The following is a 26,417-nucleotide window of genomic DNA, read 5'->3' on the forward strand; positions in this document are numbered from 1 at the left end:
GTAGAAGCCATGCAAGACGCCTCATTTGAGGTCACCTGTCGTATCTAGCTGCTTGAGGGGCGGGGCATTGTGATACAGGGAGAGCTGTGGGGTCCCTCCTTCTCGGCCTCGACGATTTGGAAGGAGCCTGTGCGGCGAAACGGGCTAGACGCCCCCAGGCCCAGAACTTGGGCGAAACCAACTCCCACCAAAGGACAGCCGGTTTAGTAGCCGAACAATGAAACCTCGCTCGACGAGCCGCCGTCTCTACTGTCTCCGGCCTCACGCGGTTGAAGCGAACAGCGCAGCAGCTACTGTTCCGCACAACTCGGATGGCAATTGGGACAAGTCCGCACATGTCGTCACGTACGCTGAACGCCGCAGGTACAGCCAAACTGGGGCGGGGCGTTTCTGCCGTTTTGATAGAATTCTATCAAACTGACAATTTTCCTTGCATAAATGCAAGGAGAGCTCGGTTGACTCCCCTCCTTTCTTGTCAAGGATGAGTTTGCAGGCTGCGGTGCGGCAGAAGCCGGACAGAACAGCGACCGGTCGAGTAAAGGCCTGCGCAAACCGCATATTGCGAGCGCCCGCGCGGAGGAAGACGCTCGTCCTGGTGAAAGGCAACGATGCTCAGGCGCCATTGCCATTTGCCGAGGGCGTCCGCGCGCCGAAAATTTCGAAGCAACAAAGGTGAGATCGAGAATGATGATGACGAAATACAACACAGCTCACCGTCCAGTGCAGTTCTACCGGCGGGTGGCGGAGTGGGATGGGCTGCCAAATGGAACGTAAAAAGATCAGCAAGGAGATGCTTGGCGATAGTCAGGCGCTGCGCAAGCTGCGTGAGCACCTTGTCAAGGTGGCCAAGGCGAAGACTACGGTCCTGTTGCGAGGTGAATCCGGAACCGGTAAGGAGCTGGTTGCCAAAGCCATTCACGAGCTCTCGCCTCGCGCCAAGCAGCCCTTCATCAAGGTCAATTGCGCGGCGCTCACCGAGACGCTTCTGGAATCTGACTTGTTCGGTCATGAGAAGGGTGCCTTCACCGACGCGAGCAGTTTGCGCAAGGGGCGCTTTGAGGCTGCCGACAAAGGCACATTGTTTCTGGACGAGATTGGCGAAATATCAGGTTCGTTCCAGGCTAAGCTGCTGCGTGTCCTGCAGGAGCAGGAGTTTGAGCGCGTCGGCAGCAACCACACCATTAAAGTTGATGTTCGCGTGATTGCCGCAACGAACAGGGACTTGGAAACGGCAGTTCAACGCAAGGAGTTCCGGCAAGACCTCTATTATCGCATCAACGTCGTCACTTTACGCGTGCCGGCATTGCGCGAAAGGCGAGGTGATATTCCGCTCTTGGCCGCTCAGTTTCTCAAGAATTTCAATACTGAGAATGATCACACGCTGACCTTCGCTCCCGAAGCGATTGAGGTGCTAATGAACTGCGAATTTCCAGGCAACATCCGAGAGCTCGAAAACTGCGTTCAACGGACGGCAGTTCTGGCGACGGGTCCATCAATCCTCAGAACTGACTTTGCCTGTTACGCGGATCAGTGCTTGGCCGCGGCGCTGTGGAAGAACGGACCGCCGACGTCAGAGAAGTCGACTACGATCGAGCCTTCCGCCGCCTGTGCCGCCCCGCCCGTCGGCGACGGGCAAGCGCCGATAGGCCCTGCCACGAGTCGTGGTAGGGTGCCCGATGCCGATACGGTCATTGCTGCCATGGAAAAGTGTGGCTGGGTGCAGGCAAAGGCGGCGCGCCTGCTCGGTTTGACCCCGCGCCAGATCGGCTACGTGCTGAGAAAACGCGGTATCGAGATCAAGCGTCTCTGAAACAACCCGCCGAGCAAGAGCTGGAGCAGGTCAAGCATTGGTGCTCTGGCGAGCCCATCGGCCAGGCTTACGAAGTGGGTGTGAACAGCGCTGCCAAGATTCCGGCCGTGTGCTTTCTACCACGTAGTCATACTGGGGCTCTGCGACTGACAAACTAAAAAGGAGTAATCCTATGGCTAGGAACTTCGCTCTACACCGCAAGGGCAAATCAATTCGACGTGCCTGGATCCAGAAATAATCGATGTATTATTGGTGACACGCCAGCATGCGTAGAGGCGACGCGCAGATCTCCGCTGGCGGGACCTGGTCGATACATTAGCTGATGGCTTACCGCTCGATATCACGCAATCTGAGATGGGCATGAAAGTGAGTTCGACCGCTGGACAGTTGCCGACCTCGTCAGGTATTGGCCCCTGCGACCGGTTGATCTGCGATATCCAAATTCGCGGAAGTTGGTCGAGACGAAACTGTCGCCCCGGCTCGTGACCGACCGCGCGCCCGGCAAGACCGAGTTACAAAGTTGCCGAGGCAGTTTGATGTGCGTTCCTGCATCACTGTACGGGACACGACCTGACGGGAGACTATGATGCGTAGCCAAAAAGAAAAGATGCTCGCAGGCGAGTTTTACAATGCGGCGGATCCGGAGATCCAAGCTGACCTGTTGGCCACCGGGGCTTGGCTCAAGCGGTACAATGATACGCTGGGGCAGACCACGGGGCATTGGCATGAGCTTTTGTCCGAGCGGCTGGGAGAGGTTGGGCGCGGAACGGTCATCCGTCCGCCCTTTTTTTGCGACTACGGATTCAATATCCGCATTGGAGCCAATGCCTACATCAACTTCAACTGCGTTATTCTTGACGTGGTAGAGGTCAAAATCGGGCAAGGAACGGCAATTGGGCCTGCTGTGCAGATTTATACCGCCGATCATCCACATGATGCCGAGCAGCGGCAGGCCGGCCTGCAGGTCGGGCGTCCTGTTCACATTGGCAGCCGTGTCTGGATCGGCGGTGGAGCAATCATTCTGCCTGGCGTCACGATTGGTGATAATGCAGTGGTAGGCGCTGGCTGCGTGGTCACACGAGATGTTCCCGCCGGGGCAAAGGTAGTGGGAATTCCTGCTCGCGTGGCCGACCCACATAAACAGGCATAATCAACCTCGTTGACCCTGGAGGTGCATGCGAACTGTCGAAACTGTGCCGAATTTTTGTCGAAGCCATTGAGCGCTGCATATGTTGTCGCGACTCGGGCGCTTCAGTTCTTTTGCCACGGGGGTCACAAGATCATGTGCGTAATGCCGCCGCAACGTGCTCACGTCCCGCAGCAGCGGACCCTTTCACATCGCCCAACGAATTCAGAGCCTACGTTGTGCTGCCACTAGCATTACTACTCACGAATGTATTCCCAACTGAGTTTTCGCCCTTGGAGGCAAGCAGCGACTCACCAGCAATCGCCGGCCATTAATCCTGGCTAGCATCGACCCCGACAAGGCGAGCCGCGGCGTTGCGGATCGGCATGTCGATGACCGTGATTGCGCCTTCGGCAAGGAAACGACGTTCGTTTCTGGTCAGCGTAGCCGAATCGATCACCGCAAAATGTGGGCCAGTGGAGCGCTTCATCAGCTGTCTGGCATATGTGCGCAGCATCTGATCGTTGAAGCGGCAGCCCACGAAGAAAAAACCCCGGTTGACGCGCCGTTGCTTCACCGCGTCCGGGATCGGCGTCTGGATATCAATTTCGGTTAGGACTTCGACGTAATCGGAATCAGCCACGAGGAAGTTTGCCGCCGGCCTGACGCTGCCGTGCGGCGCATAGAGCACCGTCCTAGCCACTTGTTCGGCCTCGAGTTCTGTTCCTGACAAATCGTAAGTTCTCGTCCAGATGTTACCGATTCCGGTCGCGCGCGTCGTTCCTTGTATCTCGACAACGTCTGTTTGGCCGGCCTCTGCAAGGGCTGCTCGCATGGCGCCATCGTACCAGCTGTCGATGATGACAGACAGTTGAAGGGTTGCGAGCCAGGCGTGAAGAACGGTCGGCTCGGCGGGGGCTGCGAATATCTCCGCCATCCACGCTTGGAGAGTCCGACGATGTCGGCGCTGCTCGATAAACTGCGCGACCGACCACATATTGGTGCGAATCCTGGAAGGGGCAGGCGCCCGCTTGTTGAGGGCCGCGGCGACATCTTCAGGGGTGCAAGGTACAGGTGATTCCGGTGGGTTAAGCTGCAGAAGACCAGGACCGAGATAGGGGATCACTCGATCGGCCTTGAGAGCGCCGTTCAGCAGGTCAATCAGTTTTTTGGCAAAACTGCCCCGGACGACGACGAGATGGTCCCAGCTCAGCATCGTGTTCATACGCGTTTCCTCTCCGCCACTGAACCCACCGGCATCAGGCCCCGTCGGAAATCTTCATCGCCTCGACGGTGATCGGCAAACGCGTGTCGCGCGGAAGGTCGGGCAGCATGAGCCGCCAACCGTTCCTGAGCGTCACGGTCCCGCCCCATAAGTCAGCGTTCTCAATCTCGGTGATCGGCTCTTCGAGATCCTTCTTGGGGACATAAGCCGACAAGCCAGTAGCAGTCCTGCGAATCATTACTTTCATCCGGCTGTTCCCCCGTTGGAAATGCCTTCAGCTCCGCAGGGAACCTCGACTTTGTCGAGGCTAATGAGTTCGCGCGCTCGCATGCCGACGACCGTGCCACGATCGATCCATTCGACCGCATAGATGAAGAATTGCTGGAGAAAGGTTCCAATGTCGCGCACGTAGCCTTCGTCGCCCTTCCGCACGAGGTTTTCGCCGATCTCCTTGCCGGGATAGGTGCCGTCGTTTTTTATGTGGCGTATCGCACGGACCCGCTCACCCTGCATGAACCGTGGCGGTCTGCCGATTTCGACCTCCTGTTCGCGTCTGGACCACATGCTGTCCATTCCTTTCTCGAGGCTTTTGTTGTGGTCGCGGGTTGCAGGCGTCGTCGTGCGGCGAACCCGACCGTTTCGGTAGGAATCAAGCGGGAACGCAGGTTTTCGGTACCGGACAGACCGACACGCATTGCTGCGTATCGAAGGCCTCCTTGCATTCGGTGCACTTGTTTGGATCGATCACATAGGCGTCGCCCTTGAACTTGATCGCTTCCGAAGGACATTCGAACTCGCAGGCCCCGCATTGGGTACATTGGGATGCGATGATCTTTAAAGCCATTCTAACTCCTGGTTATCGGACGAGACGGCTCAGGCCGTCGCCGCTAGTGGTCTGATCCCAAACTCTGCCGCGTAAAGTGCGCTGACTGCGGTCTCGATGTAGTCATGGCCATAGGCGTCGGTTACGCGCAGTCCAGCTCGCGAGAGTTGTTCCTTCGGGCGATTTCCGATCTTGGCGCATAGCACTATGTGTATGCCTTCGAGCGCTGCGATGACGCCCTCGAGGATGGCGTCTTCGCCCCCGCCTCCGAGGCAATACCGCTCGACCTTCCGATGCCCGACCAAGCTGATCCCTCTAGGCGAGACTTCATAAACCTGGAATTCCTTCGCGTGGCCGAAGTGTTCGTTGACCCGTCCACCTCCCTTAGTGGCCACCGCAACCAGAAGCGACTTTTCGGAGTCTGTTGCCTTGACCATACCGATGGCCTCGCTCCTCGCCGCCTCATGATCACGGCGCTCGTGTGCGACCACCTGCCGATAGGCCTGACGCTTGCCAGCATCGTAGGCGACATCGTCGGGAATCCCGTCCAGCGTGAATTCCTGGCCACGATCTTCACCGAGCAGGCCGACAGCATCTGCCCGGCACTGCCGGCAGTGGCGCATCAACTTGGCGCCACCTTCAAGTCGATCCTGAAGAGCCATCATCTCCATTGCCGTTGGGCCGCGCTGCCCGATGAGTCCGTAGTGGGTACCGTGCGCCGGGTCCGAAATCAGAGGCATCACGTTGTGCAGAAACGCGCCCCGCTCCCTGACCATTTTGTTCACCTCAAACAGGTGCTGGTCGTTCACTCCAGGAATCATCACCGAGTTGATTTTGGTGAGGATGCCGCGCGCGCTCAGCATCTCCAGGCCCAGCATCTGCCGCGCGTGCAAGATTCGAGCGGCTTCGATGCCGAAGTAGCGGCGATTTTCATAAAAGATCCATGGATAGATCTTCGCGCCGACTTCCGGGTCGACCATGTTGATGGTGACCGTCACGTGATCAACATTCATTTCGGCAAGCTCGGCGACATGGTCCGGCAGCACGAGCCCATTAGTGGAGACGCACAGCTTTATGTCGGGGATTTCCCTGATGACGCGGTCGAGCGTTGCCTTCGTTTTCTCCCAATCGTAACAGGCATCCCCCGGCCCAGCGATGCCAAGAACCGAAAGCTGCGGAACTTTGTTGGCAACGGCGATGACCTTGCGTAGCGCTTGGTCGGGCGTCAACTTCTCAGACACAACACCAGGCCGGCTCTCGTTGGCGCAATCGTATTTGCGATTGCAATAGTTGCACTGGACATTGCAAGCCGGCGCGACCGCCACATGCATACGCGCGAAATAATGATGCGCTTCCTCCGAAAAGCAGGGGTGATCCTTGATCCTTTCCCAAATAGCCGGATCCCCTTCGCCCGGGCTGGTCGGCGACGAGCCGTAGGAGGACGATGCGCAGCCACCGGATTTCGCGGCTGCCAGAAAACCCTCGGATGTCGTGCTAGTCGGCCCCTCAATCGAAACTGTCGGTGAGGACATCAAACGGCTCCGTTGCTGGTAACGTCGCGGTTCAAGGTGCAAGAGCCATACCAACTGAAAAAAGCGGCTTCAGTTCACTATTCGGGTCGATATCGCATTGTGTCAGGCCGGCGCGACACAATTTTGTCCTGCTTGCGACAGTGCAAGTCCAAATCCGTTCAGAAGCACGAAGCACTCCTTGTCGCGCACAGGGCGCGCAAGACCACTGGCCTGACGATTGGCTCATCAGGCTCTTAGAAGTTCCTTCACCTCGATACTATGCCGGCGTATCGCCTAGCCGACTTGTCGCAGCTTGAGGCCGAGAATTCGAGCCGCATTAGCCTGAACCCAGCCGGCCTTCTCCATTGTGTCGATCAGCCGTCACGCTCCGTCCGCCGCGGTCCCAGCCCCCGTCCGGCCGTATCGTTAGAATCGCAAGTGCCCATCTCGTGTTCAGGCGGGCGCCGATGCGCCGAACCGGCATCGTGCTGGCCCGTGAGAGCTCGTCGATGACATTGCCACGTTCCGAAAGATTGGTTCCTTCCAGAGGAGAACGCCAAGCACGCAGTTCTCCGGCTCGGACGTTGCCGGGGAAATAGCATTGCGAGATCAGCTCAACTGCCGACGGCGCAAAGCCATGGTTCTCCATATTTCAAGGGTAAGCGCTGTGTCCTTCCAGGAGGACCCGCGATCTGTGGGCCTGCCGATTCTGAGGTGGATCGGAGATCGGCTTGTGTCTGAACTTGAACTTACGATTGACCCTGAGCGGCAGCCTCGGCGTTTTCGAGGGTGATCAACGGCGCTGTTGGTCGGCGGCATTGGTCGATGGACGACAAGGCACGGAGTCATCTCCGAGACCCTGGAGCCGACGCGGTGATCTCGGAGGTTGCCCGGCGCTACGGGCTGCGGCCGCGGCGGAACGCTCGCAAGCTTGCGACGTCGGCAGGACAGGCCACTCCCGCCTAGTGGTTTCGGTGGCGCCACCGGAACGACCCGTTGGGCCTATCCGTGCACCAGAGCTCAAGGCCACGGCCTGAGAATCGGCCGCCGCTCACCCTACTTGGTTCCTCAGCCGACTGCGCTAAGAAGGAGAGCAACTTCCGTCGGCGCGAGGATCATTGCGTCGTGGCCAGTGGCGAGTTCCTGCCACGCCCAGCCATCCTGCTTCGCGACCCATTCTCGCGCTCCCGCCATCGGCGGGTGGAGTGGATTAGTGCAGACGACATAGGTTCGGGGTCTGCCGTTGCCGAGCGGGTGCTCGAGCTTAAGTCCGCTTTCGTAGGTGCCTGCCGGATGCGGTGTTATCCGGCGCCGCACCCAGTCCGTGAGCGAGTGTCCCTCGGGAATGCCGAATGCTGTTGGCGGCGGAGTCGGCATGAAGATACCCCGTCCTTCCTCCGCAACCAATTTTCGACGGGCGGCGACGATGTCGGGGGGCATGGTGCTGAATACACTTTGACCGCTCTCGACGATGGCGCCGTCGAGATAAACGAGATGGCTGATATGGTCGGGTATCCGGTCGGCGGCGCCGGTGATGCTGATGCCGCCTAGACTGTGACCGACAAGGATCACATCGCTCAGCTCTTCCGTCACAATGTGGTTGACGATGTCGGTCACGAATGTGTCGGGCGTGATGTCCTTGCACAGCAAATGTGCGCGTTCGCCGACACCTGGTCGGCGTGGTCACGTGGCATCCCATCTTGCGAAGATTGGCAGCCACGTCCCGCCAACACCATCCGCCATGCCAGGCACCATGCACTAGCACATACGTCTTTGCCATGGGTTGTGCCGTTCCACTTGCTCACCGGCCGTTGTGGCTGCCATCCGGCACGATGGCCGGGCGTTGTCCCAAAGGGGCTCGACCACGTGACCGGTGATAAGTCCGGCGCACAGGGCAGCGCCGTGGCCTGAGGACACCGCTAACGAGTCAAGGAAATTTGAATTGCGAAAGGCCAATATTCACTAGCTCTTTGCAAGTGGATGGAGAGGCTCATGGTGTGCCGCAGTTGCTCGCTGCCGGCATGCTCTTGGCACCGGCTGATCATCCGAACTTGAACAGGACACCAAAGCCGCCGCGCGGATAGTTCCACTCGATGTCGCCGCCTTTCTCGCACAATATCCGGCAGGTGCCGCATTCCATGCAGCCGTCGGCGGTGATCTCGACTTGACCCTTGTCATTCAACTCATAGCATTTCGCCGGACAGACGTAGGTCAAGGCAAGCAAGTTCGCGCTTGGCTTGTCGTGCGGTCGCACTATGATATGGGGGCGGCCGGAATCGACCAGATAGCGGTTCTGGTAAAGTTTGTCCTCGACACGAACCTTCGTCACTGCGATCGTCATCTTGTACCCTCTTCAGCGCCATGCCAATGCCAGGCGGACCGCGTCGCTGACCAACCCCCAGCGCGAGCGCGCGTTGATGAAGGCGGCCGTGGTGTTCTTTTCCTTCTCGATCTTCGGCGTGCCGTCGACACGCATGAAGTTCTGAGCGGCATGCGACATCAACCGCGGATAGCTGTCAAAAAAGTTGCTGGAATTGGTGTGGAGTAAGGCTGGCATGTCCTTGTATTTCTTAAGATCCTTGATCACAAAGGAGTCATCCAGCATCGTCTTGTAGAGCGCAAGGTTCGCTTTGGTCATAGGACCGTTGCGGCTTTTGACTTTGATGATCGCCTCAGCCGCGACGCGACCCGAGGTCATGGCAAGGTTCGAACCCTCACGGTGAATGGCATTGTTCAGTTGCGCTGCGTCGCCGACGATGACCCAACCGTCGCCGAAGAGCTGCGGAATGGCCCTGTAACCACCTTCGGGGATAAGATGGGCGGCATATTCTTTCACCTCCGAGCCAGCGATCAGCGGCCGGATCGAAGGATGGTTTTTCATCGCATCCAGGAGGGCGGACGGGCTCTCCATCGTCGCGGCGAAATCCGAGACCAGGCAGCCGATGCCGAGTGAAATCGACTCCTTATTGGTGTAAAGGAAGCCGAGCCCGGCCATGCTGCGAGAGATCGTGCCCACGGCCTCGATTACGCAGCCTTCATCGCCCTTGACACCGAACCGCTGGCCAATGACCTCTTCGGGCAAGAAATGCATTTCCTTGACGGCAAGCGCCACGGTCTCCGGCTTCGGCATCTCGCGCAGGCCTGCGCGAGTGCCAAGCAATCCCGACACCCCTTCTGCGAGAACGACCACATTCGCGAAGACCACTCCGCCAGCCCGGTCTGTGCGGACGCCGATCACCTTGCCATTGCCATCACGGACGAGTTCCGTCGCGGTCGTCTCACACAGGACCGTCGCGCCAGCCTCGCGCACCTTGCGGGAAAACCATTTGTCGAACTGGGCGCGGATGATCGTGTAGCGGTTGGGTTTCGCCTCATTGAAGTCGTCCGACCGGTAATGAATTCCGGTGTGAGACGTGTCGTCCATCACCCAAAGTCGCTGTTCGACCAGGTGCCGCTCGAGGGGCGCATCATCGCGGAAGTCCGGGATGATCTTCTCCAGCATGTTCGCGTACATTATGGCACCCTGGACGTTCTTGGAGCCCGGATATTCCCCGCGCTCCAACTGCAGTACCTTCAGCCCCTGGCTTGCCAAAGTGTAAGCAGCTGCGTTTCCAGACATGCCAGCTCCGACCACAATGGCATCGAATTGTTCAATCATGTCCTCTCCCTCAACTCGCAAGCTTGTCTCGACTGTGCGGCGACAGCCGCCGGGTGAAGGCTTCCGTCAGTGCGGGCAGGAAGCGGATTGCATCCGTGACGATCCCGAGGTGGGCGAACTCGAAAATCGGCGCGTTCGGATCGGTGTTGATCGCGACGATGAGATCGGCCCCCTCGACCCCAACTCGGTGCTGGATGGCGCCGGAAATTCCGGCCGCGATGTAAAGCTTCGGTCGAATGGTCTTGCCAGTTTGTCCAATCTGTCGATCAGCCGGCATCCAGCCCTTCTGGACCAAGGGGCGCGAACAGCCATGCTCGGCGCCGATCGCTCGGGCAAGATTCTTCACAAGCTGAAGGTTCTCCGCCGCTCCGAGACCGAGGCCTCCCGCAACCACGACATCCGCATAGGCAAGATTTGCCATTGCCGACTGGTTATCCGGTAGGAAGCCGAGGACTTTGGTGACGATATCGTCCTCAACGAGCGACAGCTTGTGCCGCATGACACGCCCGACCGGCTTATCCACCCGTTGCGGCATAGGCATGACCCTTGGTCGCACCGTCGCCATTTGCGGCCGGTAATTTAGTGTATAGATCGTACACAACAATGAGCCACCAAAAGTCGGACGGGTCGCGGCGAGTGAACCGTCGGAATCTACATCAAGTTCGGTGCAGTCGGCCGTGAGCCCCGTCTGCAGGGTCGTCGCTACCGAGCCTGCAAGATCCCTGCCCAGTGTGGTCGCGCCGAGAAGGAGGATTTCGGGTTTATGGGTATTGACCAGATCCGTGAGCGCCTTGGCGAACGGCTCGTTCCGGTAGTCGGCGAGCGGCGGCGCATCGACGATGTAGACAAGATCCGCCCCGTAAGCGAAGGCCTCGGCAACAGCGTCCTCGACCATCTCGCCCGGCGGTCCCAGCACGACGCCCGCGAGCTGGACTTCAAGCTTGTCGGCTAATTTGCGGCCTTCGCCCAGCAGTTCGAATGATACAGGATGCACATTGCCGCGTTCGAGCTCGAGGAAGACCCACACGTGCCGGTAGTCTTTGAAACGGTCGGGAAGTTCTTTCTTTACACCGGCACGGCCGGGGGCAATGCGAGGGGTAGTTTGGCTTGCGGTCGACATTTTCTGCTCCTGGCCGTCACGTGCCGCTGTTGAAGGCCAGCTCATGTTCCAGCGCCGGCCGGCGGGTTAAGATATCGGCGATGAGTTCATCGGCTATGTCCTGCAAGCCCCTTTCCGCGGTGTCGATCTGCGCCGCCCTTTCTGCCCGTGCGGTGGGGGCGAAAACACGCTTGACGACTGTAGGCGAGCCACGCAGACCGCACCGGGTGAGATCGTCAATGCCGGCGTCGGCTGCAGTCCACTTCACGACTTGGCTGCGCGCCGCGCACAGAGCCTGCTGGAGCGAGCCCCGGCGGATTTCGTTGGTGTCTTCCAGCATTGTAATGAGGCAAGGGAGTCTGCTCTTCAGCAACTGGGTGCCGCCTTCGGCGCGACGCGCGACTTCGATCTCTCGCGTATCGCGGTCGATGGAGGCAATCTTCGCGACATAGGTAAGTTGCGATAAATCTAGGCGCTTGGCTATGCCCGGTCCGACCTGGGCGGTATCGCCGTCAATCGTCTGCTTGCCGGTGAAGACGATGTCCGGCCTGCCGAAAGTCTCCCCAATTTTTGCGATTGCTTGCGAAAGAGCAAAGGAAGTCGCCAGCGTATCGGATCCGGCAAAATAGCGGTCCGTCAAGAGAACTGCTCGGTCAGCACCGTAACCGAGCGCCTTTCGCAGCGAGTCCTCCGCCATGGGCGGACCCATTGTGAGCACAGTAACCTCGCCACCATGAACGTCGCGCAGTTTGAGCGCTTCTTCCAGGGCGAACAGGTCGTAAGGATTGATGATGGTCGGAACACCCTGACGCATGATCGTGTTCGTCACCGGGTGCACGCGGATCTGTGCCGAATCCGGCACCTGCTTGATGCAGACTACGATATGCATTGGCGGTTTCTCTAAGCTCCCAGTCCGGATTCGTGCTTGGCGGTTCACCTCATTGCCTGCATCGTTCATGCCAAGTCGTCTTCCTGCCTCTATTCCAGAAGGTGGCTTCGTTTGCTTCCGAGGAGGCGTCATGAGGACTGGATTTGTCGACTTCTCGACATTGTCGCGTCGCAGCCGTGTCGGGCTCATTACTTTCCGAACCGCTTCAGTGCAGAGTCGAGCGGGACGAAGGCGCGGCCAGGTGCGGGACATATGTTTGGATCGTGGTCCCTTAGCACCTTGAACACACGTTGCGTGAGCGGCGAGGAAGTCGCGAAATCTTCGTAGGCGCGTTCCAGCTTGGCGCGCACCCGCGCGGCGATTACCTGGTTAGGCAGACCGGAGAAATCTTCTTCGGCAAGGTATTGGCCCACGCGCTTCATGATATGGAGCCGCGAGACATTCATCACTTTCGGGTCATAGGAGACGCCAAGGCAGGCGAAGAAGTCCTCCGCGGCCGACAGGCCCTTCAGTCGCGCTAGGATATCGGTGCGATCGATCGGGCGGCTATCAGCGGAGCAGTTCATTGTATTCTCCCGGCGCGTAATTGTGGTGTCGATGCATTGGTGACATTGCTGACGGCGTGCCGACCTCTGGCACGGCGGCTGGGCAAGAGACTTGGCGATCTCAAGCTTTTCTGAAGTGGTGAAGGCGACCCCGAGTTTGACTGCTCTCCATTGCGCAGGGTCGTCACGTTGAGGAAGACCTCACGGCTTGTCGGCTATTGTGCCGCTCGGACCCGGGCCGGAATGAAGCTGTTCTGCACCTCGCCCGCACAGTCCAGCACTGGGAACGGCCCGTAGCTTCTCGGTGATCGCAGGCAGGACCTCAAGCACGCGGTCTACGTCATCTTCGCCGTTGTCACGCGACAAGGAGAAGCGGACTGCCCCACATGCCGCGTTCATAGCGATCAGAACATGGCTCGGTTCCAGTGAGCCAGAGGCACAGGCGGACCCGGCGGAACAGGCGATTCCCAGCCGGCTCAGGACAATTGGAATTGCATCGCCTTCGATACCTTCGAATCCAATGTTTGCAGTGTTTGGCAATCGCTCTTGCGGATCGCCGTTGATGGATGTGTTTGGGATGCGCTGGATGATCCCGTTCTCAAGGCGGTCGCGCAACCATTTTATTCGTTTTGTCTCGTCCATGAATTTCAAGGCGAGTTCGGCCGCCATGCCCAGTCCGACTATGCCGGGTGTGTTTTCAGTGCCTGCACGCCGGTCGCGCTCTTGGTGCCCACCCTTGATCATGGAGGAGAAGCGCACGCCACGTCTTACATAAAGCGCGCCTATCCCCTTTGGACCATGCAGCTTGTGGGCGGAGAGCGACAGCATGTCGATCGCGGTCGATTTCAGCTCAATCGGAAGCCTTCCGACCGCCTGCACTGCATCAGTGTGGAAAAGCGCGCCGACTTCCCTGGCTAGATCGGCAAGCTTAACCACGGGAAAGATCGTACCGGTCTCATTGTTCGCCCACATTATCGAGACGATTGCCACTTGTGGGGTGAGGGCGGTTCTGTAGGCGTCCAGGTCGAGCCGGCCGTAGTGATCGACTGGGATAATGTGCACCTTGACGCCGCGCGTCTTCTCAAGGTGCGCGCACAACTTCAGAACGGCCGGATGTTCAACCGCGGAAGTCACTATTTCCGTTCGGTCGGGCATCACCTCCAGCGCCGAAAGGATGGCTGTACTGTCGCTTTCAGTCCCGCCCGAGGTGAAGATGATCTCGTCCTCGAATCCCGCGCCGATGAGGGCTTGCAACTGTTGCCTCGCCTTTCTCACGGCTTCAGCAACCGATGCGCCATAGGCGTGCATGGACGAATGATTGCCAAATTGCTCCGTAAAGAAAGGCAACATCGCTCCAACGACTGCAGGATCAACCCGCGTCGTTGCGTTGTTGTCGAGATAGACAGGGTTCATGGGAGTGATCCTTCAACTGCTGAAATGATTCAAGGGTAGGCGGGCGGCCATTGAACCTCTGGCGCATATCGTATCTGGTAAGGTGGGCGGCCGGGCGAGCGATGGCTTGCTGACCGGTCGCTGTCGACATTGCCCTTTGGTGGCGGCATCCGCCGGGAATTCAGCTGTTTCGGGCAATTTTGTTTGCTTGCCCACGGCAACGATCGATGATCGCGATTTGGCGCATCACCGAACGCAATTGTTCCGGGCCGACAGTGCGTGTCGGCCGGTTCCAGAGCGCCGGCGGTTACCGGTTCGACGCAGTATTCCTTGGCGTCGCTATTGTCGAACATAGCCTGTTCCCTCGCAATCATTTGCAGGACTTGCCGCAGCCGCACGTCTCACGCGCATTGGGGTTATCGAAAACAAAGCCGGATGTTTCGAGCCCAGTGACGAAGTCCACGGTCATGCCGGCGGCATGGGGTTGGGAGCCTCTATCCATGAACACCTTGAGCCCATCTCGCTCGATGATCGCATCGCCCTCACGTGAGACGCTCTCCAGGCCCATTGAGTATTGGAAGCCGGTGCAGCCGCCGGCATGGACCATGATGCGAAATCCTTCCGCCGGCTCGCTGGCGCGGTAAAGAGCGGCCTTGATGGCGGCAACAGCGTTGTCGGTGAGCGTAATCATGGCTCGATTTCTCCTCGGTCCGGCGTTTTCGCGGATCATCTCGCATGGACCGTGCCAAAGGGAAGACGTGTCAAAAACCGTAGGACATCCCGACGTCTCTTATGCTCGATTGCTGGGGAGACGTCCGACAACCGACACTTACTGTCGGGTTTGTCGCGTCCGCGTCACAGGAAGGGCGCCTGAGTTCGCGATGCACTCACGCGTAAAGCAATGAACAGAGCCAAAGATGTTCAGAGCTTGCCGCGGAGCAACTGGCACGATTTTTGTGAAGCCTTCGTTGCGGCGGCAAAATTGCCGGCCGATTCACCTTTGGGTTGCCCTCGCAATCGAAGAACGAAGGAAAGCAATATGATCCATCAGACCCGCCTTAAGTGGGAAAGCAGCACCGCCGGTGGTACCCGAATGCTCGATCGGCCGATTGGCGCCGACCACCCAACAATCGCTCTCTACCGGCGATTGGCCGCTGACCGCCCGGAGACAGGATTCGACTGGCATGTGCCTGACGATCGATCGCGTCCGCCGTGCACACCCCTGAGGCCCGTTTTTCGATCGATCGTCAAAAGAAGAACGGGGCAGGGGTAAAAACATGGATCAGCGCAAGAAGCGGTCGCCCAACGAAATCCGGCGTGCGTGGGAAGTCTGTCCGAACATTCCCGCGCGTGATTTCGCCGCCCAATTGGCCATTTCGGAAGCGGAACTGGTCGCGGCCCATTGCGGTTTCGGCGCGGCACGCATCGACCCGCGCATGAATCACCTTCTGACGGGCCTCGAATTCGTGGGCGAAGTGACGGCGCTGACCTGCAATCAAGGTGCCGTGCACGAAAAGATTAGCGTCTTCAACAGAGTGATAACCGGCAACAATCACGCCATGGTCCTTGGTGACGAATTCGACCTTCGCGTCTTCCCGCAGGCTTGGAGGTATGGTTTCGCTGTTGAAAGGCGCCATCGCGGCGGAATCCAGCGCAGTTTGCAATTCTTCGACGCCGCCGGCGCAGCAGTGCATAAGGTGCATCTCAGGCCGGTCTCCAACCTTCATGCCTATCGAAAGCTGGTGGCCGAGCTCGTATCCGCCAACCAGGAGCCGACCATGTCGCTTAAGGCGAGAGTAGCCGACCTGGGGGCGAGGACTGCGGACTGGGCCGGCACGGTGGACGACCTACGCGAGTACTGGAGCCGGCTGACTGACGTCAACCTTCTAAAGACGCTCAAGCTCAGCCGCTGCCAGGCTTTGCGCATGGTCGGCCAGGATTACGCTTGGCTGCTCGACAATGCCGCAGTTGGCGCCGTGCTCCAGCGTGCGGCCGAAGACGAATTGCCGATCATGTGCTTCGTCGGCAACCGAGGTTCTATCCAGACCCATTCCGGCTTAATCAAGTCGGTCAAGCAGATCGGGCCGTGCATCCATGTGCTGGACGAAACGTTCCGGCTGCATCTCAGGACCCACCAAATCCGTGAGGTTTGGGCCGTGCGCAAGCCGACCAATGACAGTCACGTCACCTCGCTCGAAGCATATGGGTCCGACGGCAAGATCATCATCCAGTTGTTCGGTGCGCGCAAGGAAGGCGAACGCGAGCGCGACGACTGGCGGGTTCTGGCGGAAAACCTGCCTCGTTTCCCCGACAGCTACATGAGAAAAGACCGATCGTCGTCGGTGGGACGCCGGCGCCCATCTGCCTCCGCAGCCAGTAGCCGGGCATTGAAGCCGAGACCGGGGACACGATGACGCAATAAGCGCGCTGTATTATCGCAACGCGATGAGCAGGAAGCAATTTGGCGCTGCCCCATCGACCGCATGGTTACGACGAAGCCGCGGCCTTTGGGCCGAGCTCAGAGGTGACAATAGCGTGAACGCCGCCGACCGTCACTCCCCACCAGGCGGTCAGGTTTTGCGGTTGGGGCCGAGCAAAAATACTGTCAAGACAGCGAGGAACGTGGCAACCGCGCTGTAGACAAAGACACTGGCAATACCCGTGTGATCCACCAATAGGCCACCGAAAGTTGTGCCGGCTGCGATGGCCACTTGGAAGGTTATGACCATCAGTACACCAGCGCTCTCGGCCTGTTTCGGAGCGGCGCGTAGCACCATCCATGTCTGCAATCCGACCGGGACCGCGCCAAAAGCAAAGCCCCATACGGCAACTGCAATTGCCGAGGTCAAGGCCGATGCTCCCATGGTCAGGAGCGAGACAGCGGCTACGGCAATGAGCAGGGGCGGCAGGGCCGCGACCGCCTTGAGACTGTGTTTGGTGAGGAATGCGCCGGCTAAATTGCCGAAGACGCCGGCCGTGCCAAAAGCAAGGAACACGAGCGGGATTGACTTCTTTTCGAGCGCAGGAACGCTCTCGAGAAAGGCGCGGATGTAGGCGAAGCTGGCAAAATGGCCGGAAGCGACCAATAGCACGACTAGCACCGCAACCTTCATCGCCGGATTCTTCGCGACATCCAGCGGACTGCGGAATCTGCGCACTTCGATCGGAGGCAGTGGCGGAATGGTTACGAGTTGCACGAGCAGCGCAACGGCACTCACGATTGCGGCGACCTTGAACGAGGCTCGCCATCCCCAAATGTCACCGACATAAGCGCCGATTGGAGCCGCGCAGACGGAGGCGACAGAAACGCCGGTGAGGATGATCGACATGGCGCGCGGCATGAGGTGACTTGGAACCAGCCGCATCGCCAACGCTGCCGAAATTGACCAAAAACCACCAAGCGATATGCCAAGGACGACGCGTGCCGCCAGCAAAACCGGCAGCGACCCCGCAACCTCTGCCAGAACGTTCGACAGGATCAGCAGGAGCGTCATCGCCCAGATGACGACCCTGCGGTCCAGACGCTTTGTCACGAAGGCGATTATCGGTGCCGAGATCGCCGCGACGATTGCGGTCGCTGTTAGCGCCTGTCCAGCCGTGCCCGTGGTGATACGGAGATCATGCGCGAGCGGTGTCAGAACGCTGGCGGGCAGAAACTCTGCCGTCACAAGCCCGAAGGTGCCGAAGGAAAGCGAAATGATGGCACCCCATGCAGGGCCAGAACGTTGATAGGGACTTTCTGGGTCAAGCCGATCTCGGTCGAACAAAGCCGCGTCCACTAAATCTGTCGCCGATTCGGTCATGAATGAGTTCTCCGGCTAGTGTTGCAGCAGGGGTGGCTACATCGCCGGGGATCAAAGCCGCGAGACCTTCCGGCGGCGGCCAGTCGGCATCAGTCGAGGCCTCGGCGCCCGACGCATCCGAGGCCTCATCGGAGGGCCGACGGACCCAACCGTCGACAATGCGGGAGAGTTCTCGGCGCGGTCGCATCGATCGCATTCGTGAAGTGCGGTCTGTTCACTGCGAACCAAGCAAGCCGAACGCGGTGTCCTCGATTGAGGCCTTGATGGGGGGATGATCGACGATCTCTATATTGCTTTGAAGCAGGAAGTTCCGTCGCCATATGTGGTTATCCTGGCAGCCAGAATTGAGCGGTTGTCGCAAGCACCAAGGCGGTCGCAATGAGTGCAACGAGGCGGAAGTCTGATGGATGGCTGCGGTTCGATGGCCGCGCGATCGACAAAATTGAGGTGATGAGTTATCCCTTTTGAAGCCGTTGCTCCCAATTCTGGGATAAGGTAATTGCAGGCGGTCCCAGCAACGTCGGGCGGCCTTTTTGGTGATCGAATTCATGGGACGACACTCTCGGTCCGTGACGCATCTGCGAATGACTGCGCAAGTTCCGTGCCATCAACGACAAATCTGGCTCTGCTGAGCGGGTGGTGGAGGCACGAGCGTGGTCTATCCCAAGAGCTTGCCGCAAGGTTGTTCGAAGTTGAGGTGCCGGATAGACCGCAAATATGTCGGGCGGCCTGGGGTTGGCCAACACGAAGATGCGCAAGTTCAAAAGGACGAGCTGAACCCTTGCCGATATCCGTCCGAGGCTGATCTGGAGAAGGTCAAGAACTGCGTCTTGAAGGCTTCCGCCGCACCGGCAAATGCGAAGCCAAGGTGCTGGGCAAGATGGACAGGGCCATCCAACCCGTCGACTGGACGCTCATTAATGGCGTCGGTGTGGCTCTGTAGCTGGCGAGAAAAACGCCCTGCTGAAAGACAAAAGCTCGTGTGACCGGCTCTGAAGGACGGCCAATGAGGCATGCGAGGAGAGGCTATAGTCCATTCGTGTAGACTGATCTTGTCCCACGGAGGCGGCTAACCACCCCGCCAGACATCATCGAGGGGAGCGCCACTAGGCTCACCCCAAGTGTTGGTCGTTTCCACCTGGTGACCTCGGCCAAGTCACCAAGCCGCTTAGCGCAAGCTTTCGAACTGGATGCTCCCCGGGCACATGATCGGCTAGCGATCCCACCAGTTGAGTTGCTCCAAGTCGGTGTCTAGCTTTCTACATTCTGTGTCCGACGCTGGACAAGAATGTTGCAATCCCGACCAGTAAGTCAGCACAGGCGCCACCTGTTGCCCAGCAAAACGGCAAGGATTATCGAAAGACGAATTCGGCACGGAGCTTGCACCAACGATTGCATGCAAACGACAGCATCTCATGAACGGTCTCTCGATTCTGGCGCGGTTAAATCGCGGCCGGTTCCAGATCATGTCCCGCCCGAAATGGTGAGGGACTTCAACCTGTTTACGTCGCCCGGCATGTTGCCGACGGCTAACGGGGATCCGCATGCAGCGGTTGCTTGCGTTCATGCCGGGCCTCCGATCTTTTATTCAACCAGCAACACGCGCGACGGTCGGGGTACCTGGGTCATCACTCGCGCGAGCGACCAGCGCCGGGTGCTGCAGGACACCGAAACGTTTTCCAGCCATCGCAGCATCTTCGCCTCTGTGCTCGGCGAGAGCTGGCCGATGATCCCGCTTGAGCTCGATCCGCCATTCCACGGTGTTTTTCGCTCATTGCTCAATCCGCTGCTTTCGCCAAAGCGGGTAATGGCATTGGAGCCGGCTGTCCGGGAACGAGCGATCAAGCTGATCGACAGGATCGCCGCATCAGGCACGAGCTGCGACATCATGAAGGATTTTGCAGTTCCGTTCGCGGTCAATATCTTCCTTCGCTTTATTGGGCTTTCGGACGACGGACTAGAAACATTTGTCGGCTGGGCTAGAGATCTGCTCCACGGCGATAAGGAGCAACGACCACCCGCAGCCCGGGCGATCGTGGCCTTCATCGACGAACTTGCCACCGAGCGCCGCAAGGAGCCGGTCGATGATTTCATGACCTTCATCGTGAAGGCAAAGGTCGAGGGTCGTCTGCTCAGTGACGAAGAAGTCCGTGGCATCGGCGTGCTTGTGTTCGTCGCGGGACTCGACACGGTCTCAGCAGCCATATGCTTCGACTTGGCCCATCTCGCGCGCAACCCCAAAGATCAGGAATTGCTACGAAGCGAACCTGACCGGATTGCCGTCGCTGCGGAAGAATTGCTGCGCGCCTATTCGACCATTCAGATGATCCGAGTGGCAACGAAGGATGTCGACTTCAAAGGCGCGCCGATCCGCAAGGGAGATTATGTTTCCTGTGCCACGATGATTGCCAATCGTGACCCGGCGGAATTCGAATGCCCGAATGAGATCGATCTGGCGCGCGAGGACAACCGGCACGCTGCCTTTGGCTATGGTCCCCATCGTTGTCTTGGCTCACACCTTGCCCGGCGGGAGATTGTCATTGGCCTGGAGGAGTGGCTGGCGCGCATCCCAGCCTTTCGGATCAAGACAGGGACTGAACCTATCACCTTCGGCGGCCATGTGTTCGGGATCGAGAATCTGATCCTGGACTGGTCCTGAAGTTTCAGCCAACGACATTGGAGTTCGCTATGCGTGTCGTCGTACATAAAGCCAGATGCCAGGGTCATGCGCGCTGCTGGGCGCGGGCGCCGAGAGTCTTCAAGCTTGATGACGCCGGCTACATCTTGCCCGGTGATATTGATGTTGCCGATGGGGAGCAACTGCTTGCCTCAAAAGGGGTACGAGCCTGCCCCGAACAAGCTCTGGAAGTTGACGAGCCCCCCGCTAACTCAGTTGTAGAGAGAGACACACGCAAAGTGCAGACTGGCATCGGGAAGGACAAAACAATCATACAATTCGCGACAGACCCTGTCGACCACGCGAAAATTACCGAACTGCGTGACCGAGAGGCGATCCGCAACTGCCTGTATCGGTACTGCCGCGGGATAGACCGCGCCGATGAGGCGGCGCTGCGTAGCGCATACTGGCCCGAAGCGTATGACAGGCACGGTCCCTATTGCGGACCGGCAGAGGACTTCATCCAATTTGCTCTCGGTCTGCCGGGGCACCGTAACATCCATCAAATCACGAACAGCCTGATCGACTTCATCAGTTCAGCAGAGGCCGCGGTCGAGAGCTATTTCACCGCGCTGCAACGCGGACCGGATACAGACCAAGAAATACGTCAGACGCTGCTTTGCGGCCGTTACTGCGATCTGTTTCAGAAGAGGCAGGACGAGTGGCGAATTGCGGAACGGACAGTCGTCTACGATTGGGTTGAGGAGCAAATCCCGCCAGCGATTCTTGAGGCAGATAGGTTCGGCCGGCGACAGCCGATTGGAGCACCACATCCAGACGATCCCATCTACCAGTTGCTCAAGGGTCACATCCCCACCGACCAAGATGGCGTCGAGGGTCCCCAACTGGGAGCTGCATAAGTGGGTAGAAATGGAGGATGAGCGCCCTACGGGAACGACATCTGTGTGGGGCCGCAACTGGCGGTCACTGGAACGATTTGGCTCGGCCCTTCATTCCGCCCAAGGTTGATGGGCTGAGATCACAAGCGGTCATCGTGGAGAAGCTCTCGTGAAACTGGCAGCACGCACCGTAATCATCACAGGCGCTGCGGGCGGGATCGGCCGTGCCCTGGTCGATATCCTTGCCGCGGACGGAGACACTGTAGTTGCGGTGGACCTTCCGGGCAGTGGTGTGGTTGAACTGGCTCGGGATCTCGGGTCGCCGCACGTCGGTCTGGAGTGCGATGTGTCGCGAGAGAAGGACATGCTCTCACTTTTCGGCCAGGTCGAAGCACGCTTCGCGCAAATCGATGTCCTCATCAACAATGCGGCGGTTGGACCCACGATGGATAGGATCATCGACACCGCTGTCGATACCTTCCGACGCGGCGTGACAGTGAACCTTATTGGGCCATTCGTTATGGCCAGGGAAGCGGCGCGGCGCATGAAGCCGGGCGGTGCGATCGTCAATGTGGCTTCGATGGCGGGCGTGGTCGGCAATCCCAGGCGCAACGCCTACGCAGCCTCGAAAGCTGGCGTGATCTCGTTGACAAAATCCCTTGCATGCGAGTGGGCTATGCGAGGAATCCGCGTCACGGCGGTGGCGCCGGGCTCCGTCCGCACCCCAATGGTCACAGAACTGGCACGCGCTGGCAAAATGGACCTCGCGGCGATACGCCGCCGCGTGCCGATGGGGCGCTTGGCTCGCCCCGACGAGATCGCCAGGGTCGTGCGTTTTCTGAGCAGCACGCAGGCGCGCTACATCACCGGCTCGGTGCTGGCAGTCGACGGAGGCTGGATGTCATTCAACCAGCCGGGGGATGCTCACCCGCCGGTGGATGGTGCGCTTCAAGCCGAGCTCTCCTGTCCGGCCGAATGCACAGATGCGCGAATCGTGCTCGTCACCGGTGGCGCAAAAAGCATTGGCGCGGCCGTCGCTCGCCGCTTTGCCGCGAACGGCGACACCGTCGTGATTGCTGATAAAGATGGCACTGCAGCGGCAGAGCTGGCTACATCGCTCCCCGGCAAGCATCTGGCGAAATCGCTGGACGTGGCCGTCGAGAGCGATGTGGTGTCGATGTTCGAAGAACTGAGGGGACGCTTCGGGTATATCGATGTTCTGGTCAATAGTGCTGATACCGCCGACAGGATTGTGCCTGCGATCGAGCAACTGTCGAAACAGCTCGAACACGTCCTGGATGTCAACCTTACCGGCGCCTTCACCTGCGCGCGCGAAGCGATCAAGGCTATGCGCCCGGGCGGCGTGATCCTCAATCTCGGGTCGATCGACAGCTTTCTGCCGTTCGCGCCGCGCCATGCCTACGGCGCCTCCAAGGCGGGGATGGATATGCTGACCCGTTGCATGGCGGCCGAACTCGGGCCGGTCGGAATTCGGACAGCCACCGTCGCTCCTGGCCACATCCGCACGCCCGCACTTGCTCAGTTGGCCAAAGCCGGCCGCATCGACCTGACAGCAATCGGACGACGCATCCCCATGGGCAGGATGGGACGGCCAGAAGACGTCGCAGATGCATCGTTCTTCCTTGCTTCGTCTGACGCCTCATACATCAACGGCTCGATCCTCTACGTGGACGGCGGCTGGACCTCGTTCGGTGATGCGGGAAACGCCAGCGAGCTCTATGACGAATGTTTTGCGGAGGCCGCAGGTTAATTGCCAGGCCTTCCCAGGGCGACCGGCCGAGCATTATGAAGCCTCGGCTCCACGACGCACCTGAGGTGCTTGAGATCCAAGCATGCGCATGCCGAGCACATTCCCGGTCGGCTGACGTGTCCATAACGAGGAGAAATCATGGAATTTGCCACTTTCATTCTGGCCGCCCAGCGTGGCTATCACCAATCCTCAGAAAGCGTCATCCGCAACTCCATCGAACAGGCCGTCGCTTCGGAGCAGGCTGGGTTCAACACCGCGTGGTTTGCTGAGCACCACTTCAACAATTACAGCCTCATACCATCCCCGCTGATGATGGTGGCGCACTGCGCCGGCTTGACAAGCACGATTCGCCTGGGCACTGCCGTCTGCGTGCTGCCGCTTTACCAACCGCAGCGCCTGCTGTCCGAGATCGGCTTCGCCGACATCGTTGCGAACGGCCGTCTCGAGCTCGGCGTAGGCTTGGGATACCAGCAGTTCGAGTTCGAACGGTTCGGCGTGGACATCGATGAGGCGCCGGCCGTCTTTTCGGAATACCTGGACATCATTCTCAAGGGCCTCAACCAAAACGTCTTCGAACACGACGGCCAATATGAGAAGATCCCCCCAACAGCGATTTCGGTCCGCACAGTCCAGCAGCCGACGCCGCCTATCTGGATCGCTGGCGGAGCCGCACGGATGGCTCGGGCCTACCGCGAGGGGCACAATTTTTTTGTCACAGCCTTCCACGACGGCTTAGAGACTTTGACCACACTGCGTGAATCAGTCGAGAGGGCGGCGGCATCCGAGGAAAAGAACGTCACCGACGTCAAGATATCGCTGCTGCGCTGCTGCTATGCCAGCCACGACGAGTTGGAGATCAACAGCTATCTCGACAATGCCCGCTTCCAGCGCCGGCTTTCTGAAGCCCTGCATCAGCGCCGCCAACAGAGCCACGATGGCTACCTGCTGCAGGAGACACCGACCCAGCAGGATCTGTCCTTCGAGACCATGCGCAAAAATTTGCCGATTGGCAGCGTAAATCGCGTGATTGATCGCCTGCTGGAAGAGATCGATATCTTGAAACCGGACCAGATCGCAGTTCAGACTCAATTGGGCGACTTCGACCAAAAGACGATGCTGCGCCAGATCGAGCTCTGGGGCGACAAGATCATCCCTGCGGTCAACAAGGCGCTTTGTCATGCCGGAAGCTGAAGCCGGCCGTTACGATGATGGCTGCCTATCCAGCGCGCAATGGCGTGGGTCCGAGCTAGGGAGGAGCTTCGATCAGCATGTGCTGCCCTGCGTACATTCACGTTCGCTTGAGGAGGTCCAGGCGGGCGAGGTGTTGGCGACGGAGGGGACAGGCCTTTCGTCTGTCGAATTGCGTGATGTCTTGGCCGCAACTTTCCCGTCTACCTCCAGCAGCGTATTCGCTTTGGAGGAGTTGAGCGAGCCCGAGCCGGAACTGGAAGAGGAACTGCTACGCCGGCTGCTGCTAGCGCATGCTGCGCCGGCCGACCCGGCGAGCGCCCGCTTGGCCAAGATCATCGCCCGGCGTGCGATGCGCATGGACCATCTTTGGCGGGATCTTGGCCTCTCAAATCGCGCTGAGCTCAGCCGCCTGCTTGCCAGACATTTTCCCGCGCTGGCGGCAGGCAACACAGAAAACATGAAATGGAAAAAGTACTTTTACCGCAAGCTGTGTGAGGCCGAAGGCTTTTCGTCATGCACAGCACCCAGTTGCGGGGAATGCCATGACTTCGAAAGCTGCTTCGGCCCGGAGGAAGTTGAGAGTTGCCTCTCGCCGACCACGAATGTCGGTTAGTCACTTCGCTTGATCGCAGCTGCGGACAAACGCTTATCGCGGCGCCGTCGTATGGAGGAAGGGATGTTCATCGCCTCGCGATATTTGGTGACGGTACGGCGAGCGACATCGATGCCGGTCTCCTTGAGTTGAGCAACGATGTCTTCGTCGGAATGTACCTTGTCGAGCGATTCTTCGGCTATGATTGCCTTGATCCGATGGCGGACAGCTTTGGCGGAGTGCGCATCGCCGCCCTCGCAGGATGCGATTGGCGCAGCGAAAAAATACTTCAGCTCGAACACCCCGCGCGGAGTTAACATGTACCTGTTCGAAGCCACCCGGCTTACCGTCGACTGGTGCATGCCGATCTCGTCAGCGACATTTTTGAGACAGAGAGGCCGCAGATGGGCGGCGCCGTGTGTAAAAAAGGCATCCTGCTGGCGCACGATTTCGTTCGCAACCTTAAGGATCGTCTTAGCGCGCTGCTTGAGACTGCTGATCAGCCAGTTCCCTGTTTCCTGGCAATGGTCGAGAAACGCTTTGCCTTCCGGATTTTGCTTGGTCAGCTGCGAGATTTCGGCGACATAGGTGTGGTTGATCAACACTTTGGGCAGCGTGGCCGGATCAAGCTCCACCCGCCATCCACCTTCGGACGAGGGCATTACCCAGACGTCCGGTACGATGGTTTCCGGCGTCCCGGACTGGAACCGGTCTCCAGGCTTGGGATCGAGCGCGCGGATTTCGTTCCTCATGTCGAGGAGATCCTCCTCGTCGACTCCGCAACGCTGCTTCAATCCCTGAAAATCCCCCCGTGCAAGCATCTCGAGATTGGCGACCAAAGCTGCCATAGCCGGGTCGAACCGGTCTTGCTGGCGCAGCTGAATCTCCAGGCATTCGCTGAGAGTTCGCGCAAAAATGCCCGGCGGATCAAATTGCTGCAAGATTCCGATGACCCGTTCCACATCAGCTTGCCGAACGTTTAACCTCCTGGCCAGATCGAAAAGGTTTACCTGAAGATAGCCAGTGTCCTCCAGATGAGCGGCGAGCTGTCCGGCAATCAGCCGCTCCTGGGGGGTGAACGGGGTGAGGGCGACCTGGCGGGCGACATGGTCGTGCAATGTTTCGGTGTGGGCGGTAAACTCCTCGACGGCAGGTCGATCGTTGCCGCTACTGCGTTGCGACTTCCATTGCCCGCGCCCGCCAGACGGCCCGCCAATGGGCGATTCGCCGATTTCGCTTCTGCTTTGACTGCTCCGCTGATCCACCCCTGGCAGCGGCGAATCGTCGTCAAACGGGTCAGGCTTCAAAACGGGGTTCTTCTCGAGTGCCTGCTGCACGAGCTGATGGAGTTCAGTATGCGTCAATCGCAGCAAGCGAATAGCTTCAATGGCTTGAGGCGATAAGACCATACGTTGCTTCTGGCGTTGAAGCAGGCTTGCTGAGAGATGCATGTTGAACCGTGATCT

22 protein-coding genes and 4 pseudogenes are annotated in these 26,417 nt (G+C 59.0%); 9 read left to right on the forward strand and 17 right to left on the reverse strand.

The features are described from left to right. Positions 1–766: 766 nt before the first annotated feature. Together nifA and EOB59_RS16210 are read left to right on the forward strand one after the other, a co-directional pair. Positions 767–1,810 (forward strand): annotated as a pseudogene (gene nifA, locus EOB59_RS16205) (nif-specific transcriptional activator NifA); the annotation flags it as partial. A gap of 583 nt (positions 1,811–2,393) precedes the next feature. Beyond that, on the forward strand, positions 2,394–2,960 hold the full coding sequence (locus EOB59_RS16210; protein WP_024505228.1) for a sugar O-acetyltransferase: 567 nt from the start codon (positions 2,394–2,396) through the stop codon (positions 2,958–2,960). A 307-nt stretch (positions 2,961–3,267) separates the two neighbouring features. Here EOB59_RS16210 and EOB59_RS16215 read toward each other — a convergent pair whose 3' ends face one another. The 15 genes and pseudogenes from EOB59_RS16215 to EOB59_RS16285 form a co-directional block, all read right to left on the reverse strand. Continuing rightward, positions 3,268–4,161: an SIR2 family protein gene (locus EOB59_RS16215; protein ID WP_024505229.1), complete on the reverse strand. Its 894-nt coding sequence runs from the start codon at positions 4,159–4,161 to the stop codon at positions 3,268–3,270. A gap of 34 nt (positions 4,162–4,195) precedes the next feature. Further along, positions 4,196–4,408 carry a putative nitrogen fixation protein NifT gene (gene nifT / locus EOB59_RS16220; protein WP_024505230.1) on the reverse strand — a complete coding sequence of 71 codons (213 nt, stop codon included), beginning with the start codon at positions 4,406–4,408 and terminating at the stop codon, positions 4,196–4,198. Then, positions 4,405–4,725 (reverse strand): nitrogen fixation protein NifZ, encoded by a 321-nt coding sequence (locus EOB59_RS16225; RefSeq protein ID WP_024505231.1) that lies wholly within the window; start codon positions 4,723–4,725, stop codon positions 4,405–4,407. Before EOB59_RS16225 ends, nifT begins: the two co-directional genes overlap by 4 nt. Positions 4,726–4,810: 85 nt before the next feature. Further along, a complete protein-coding gene (locus tag EOB59_RS16230; protein WP_024505232.1) occupies positions 4,811–5,005 on the reverse strand; it encodes a 4Fe-4S binding protein in 195 nt (64 codons plus the stop codon). Between the two features lie 29 nt (positions 5,006–5,034). Beyond that, positions 5,035–6,516, reverse strand: a complete 1,482-nt coding sequence (gene nifB / locus EOB59_RS16235) for a nitrogenase cofactor biosynthesis protein NifB (RefSeq protein WP_024505233.1) — start codon at positions 6,514–6,516, stop codon at positions 5,035–5,037. A 273-nt stretch (positions 6,517–6,789) separates the two neighbouring features. Then, positions 6,790–6,893 (reverse strand): annotated as a pseudogene (locus tag EOB59_RS36380) (helix-turn-helix domain-containing protein); the annotation flags it as partial. A 670-nt stretch (positions 6,894–7,563) separates the two neighbouring features. Then, the gene (locus tag EOB59_RS16245) at positions 7,564–8,145 is read right to left on the reverse strand and encodes an alpha/beta fold hydrolase (protein ID WP_338101325.1); all 582 of its coding nucleotides are present in this window, start codon (positions 8,143–8,145) and stop codon (positions 7,564–7,566) included. A gap of 391 nt (positions 8,146–8,536) precedes the next feature. Next, positions 8,537–8,836: a ferredoxin family protein gene (locus EOB59_RS16250; protein WP_024505235.1), complete on the reverse strand. Its 300-nt coding sequence runs from the start codon at positions 8,834–8,836 to the stop codon at positions 8,537–8,539. 12 nt (positions 8,837–8,848) lie between these two features. Continuing rightward, complete coding sequence (locus EOB59_RS16255) at positions 8,849–10,153, reverse strand: FAD-binding protein (RefSeq protein ID WP_024505236.1); 1,305 nt, start codon at positions 10,151–10,153, stop codon at positions 8,849–8,851. 10 nt (positions 10,154–10,163) lie between these two features. Then, entirely contained in the window at positions 10,164–11,273 is a 1,110-nt protein-coding gene (locus EOB59_RS16260) for an electron transfer flavoprotein subunit alpha/FixB family protein (protein WP_024505237.1), read from the reverse strand. A gap of 16 nt (positions 11,274–11,289) precedes the next feature. Continuing rightward, complete coding sequence (locus EOB59_RS16265) at positions 11,290–12,141, reverse strand: electron transfer flavoprotein subunit beta/FixA family protein (RefSeq protein ID WP_024505238.1); 852 nt, start codon at positions 12,139–12,141, stop codon at positions 11,290–11,292. Positions 12,142–12,329: 188 nt separating this feature from the next. Next, positions 12,330–12,707, reverse strand: a complete 378-nt coding sequence (gene nifW, locus EOB59_RS16270) for a nitrogenase stabilizing/protective protein NifW (RefSeq protein WP_024505239.1) — start codon at positions 12,705–12,707, stop codon at positions 12,330–12,332. Positions 12,708–12,887: 180 nt separating this feature from the next. Continuing rightward, the gene (gene nifS, locus EOB59_RS16275; RefSeq protein WP_024505240.1) at positions 12,888–14,099 is read right to left on the reverse strand and encodes a cysteine desulfurase NifS; all 1,212 of its coding nucleotides are present in this window, start codon (positions 14,097–14,099) and stop codon (positions 12,888–12,890) included. Between the two features lie 29 nt (positions 14,100–14,128). Beyond that, on the reverse strand, positions 14,129–14,431 hold the full coding sequence (locus EOB59_RS16280; protein ID WP_127231682.1) for a hypothetical protein: 303 nt from the start codon (positions 14,429–14,431) through the stop codon (positions 14,129–14,131). 17 nt (positions 14,432–14,448) lie between these two features. Further along, a complete protein-coding gene (locus EOB59_RS16285; protein WP_024505241.1) occupies positions 14,449–14,769 on the reverse strand; it encodes an iron-sulfur cluster assembly accessory protein in 321 nt (106 codons plus the stop codon). A 586-nt stretch (positions 14,770–15,355) separates the two neighbouring features. Between EOB59_RS16285 and EOB59_RS16290 the strand changes: the two are divergent. Next, a pseudogene (locus EOB59_RS16290) lies at positions 15,356–16,387 on the forward strand (hemin-degrading factor); the annotation flags it as partial. A gap of 261 nt (positions 16,388–16,648) precedes the next feature. Here the strand turns inward: EOB59_RS16290 and EOB59_RS16295 are convergent. Further along, positions 16,649–17,881, reverse strand: coding sequence for an MFS transporter (locus EOB59_RS16295; RefSeq protein WP_127808910.1), 1,233 nt, complete (start codon positions 17,879–17,881; stop codon positions 16,649–16,651). Between the two features lie 1,480 nt (positions 17,882–19,361). On the opposite strand from EOB59_RS16295, the gene EOB59_RS16300 reads away from it, so the two are divergent. The 6 genes and pseudogenes from EOB59_RS16300 to EOB59_RS16320 all read left to right on the forward strand — a co-directional run bounded on the left by EOB59_RS16300 (position 19,362) and on the right by EOB59_RS16320 (position 24,972). Next, positions 19,362–20,540, forward strand: a complete 1,179-nt coding sequence (locus EOB59_RS16300) for a cytochrome P450 (RefSeq protein WP_024505246.1) — start codon at positions 19,362–19,364, stop codon at positions 20,538–20,540. A gap of 29 nt (positions 20,541–20,569) precedes the next feature. Then, positions 20,570–20,692 (forward strand): annotated as a pseudogene (locus EOB59_RS36385) (ferredoxin); the annotation flags it as partial. Between the two features lie 138 nt (positions 20,693–20,830). Further along, a complete protein-coding gene (locus EOB59_RS16305) occupies positions 20,831–21,418 on the forward strand; it encodes a nuclear transport factor 2 family protein (protein ID WP_050580531.1) in 588 nt (195 codons plus the stop codon). A 148-nt stretch (positions 21,419–21,566) separates the two neighbouring features. Next, entirely contained in the window at positions 21,567–23,168 is a 1,602-nt protein-coding gene (locus tag EOB59_RS16310; protein WP_063169384.1) for an SDR family oxidoreductase, read from the forward strand. 138 nt (positions 23,169–23,306) lie between these two features. Next, complete coding sequence (locus tag EOB59_RS16315; RefSeq protein WP_024505249.1) at positions 23,307–24,359, forward strand: LLM class flavin-dependent oxidoreductase; 1,053 nt, start codon at positions 23,307–23,309, stop codon at positions 24,357–24,359. Then, positions 24,346–24,972: a nitrogen fixation protein NifQ gene (locus tag EOB59_RS16320; RefSeq protein WP_024505250.1), complete on the forward strand. Its 627-nt coding sequence runs from the start codon at positions 24,346–24,348 to the stop codon at positions 24,970–24,972. Before EOB59_RS16315 ends, EOB59_RS16320 begins: the two co-directional genes overlap by 14 nt. On the opposite strand, the gene rpoN is transcribed toward EOB59_RS16320, so the two are convergent. Next, positions 24,969–26,402 carry an RNA polymerase factor sigma-54 gene (gene rpoN / locus EOB59_RS16325; protein WP_024505251.1) on the reverse strand — a complete coding sequence of 478 codons (1,434 nt, stop codon included), beginning with the start codon at positions 26,400–26,402 and terminating at the stop codon, positions 24,969–24,971. The genes EOB59_RS16320 and rpoN overlap by 4 nt on opposite strands. Between the last annotated feature and the right edge of the window lie 15 nt (positions 26,403–26,417).

The sequence above is a fragment of the Mesorhizobium sp. M7A.F.Ca.MR.176.00.0.0 genome, from assembly GCF_004023165.1.
Taxonomy (GTDB): domain Bacteria; phylum Pseudomonadota; class Alphaproteobacteria; order Rhizobiales; family Rhizobiaceae; genus Mesorhizobium.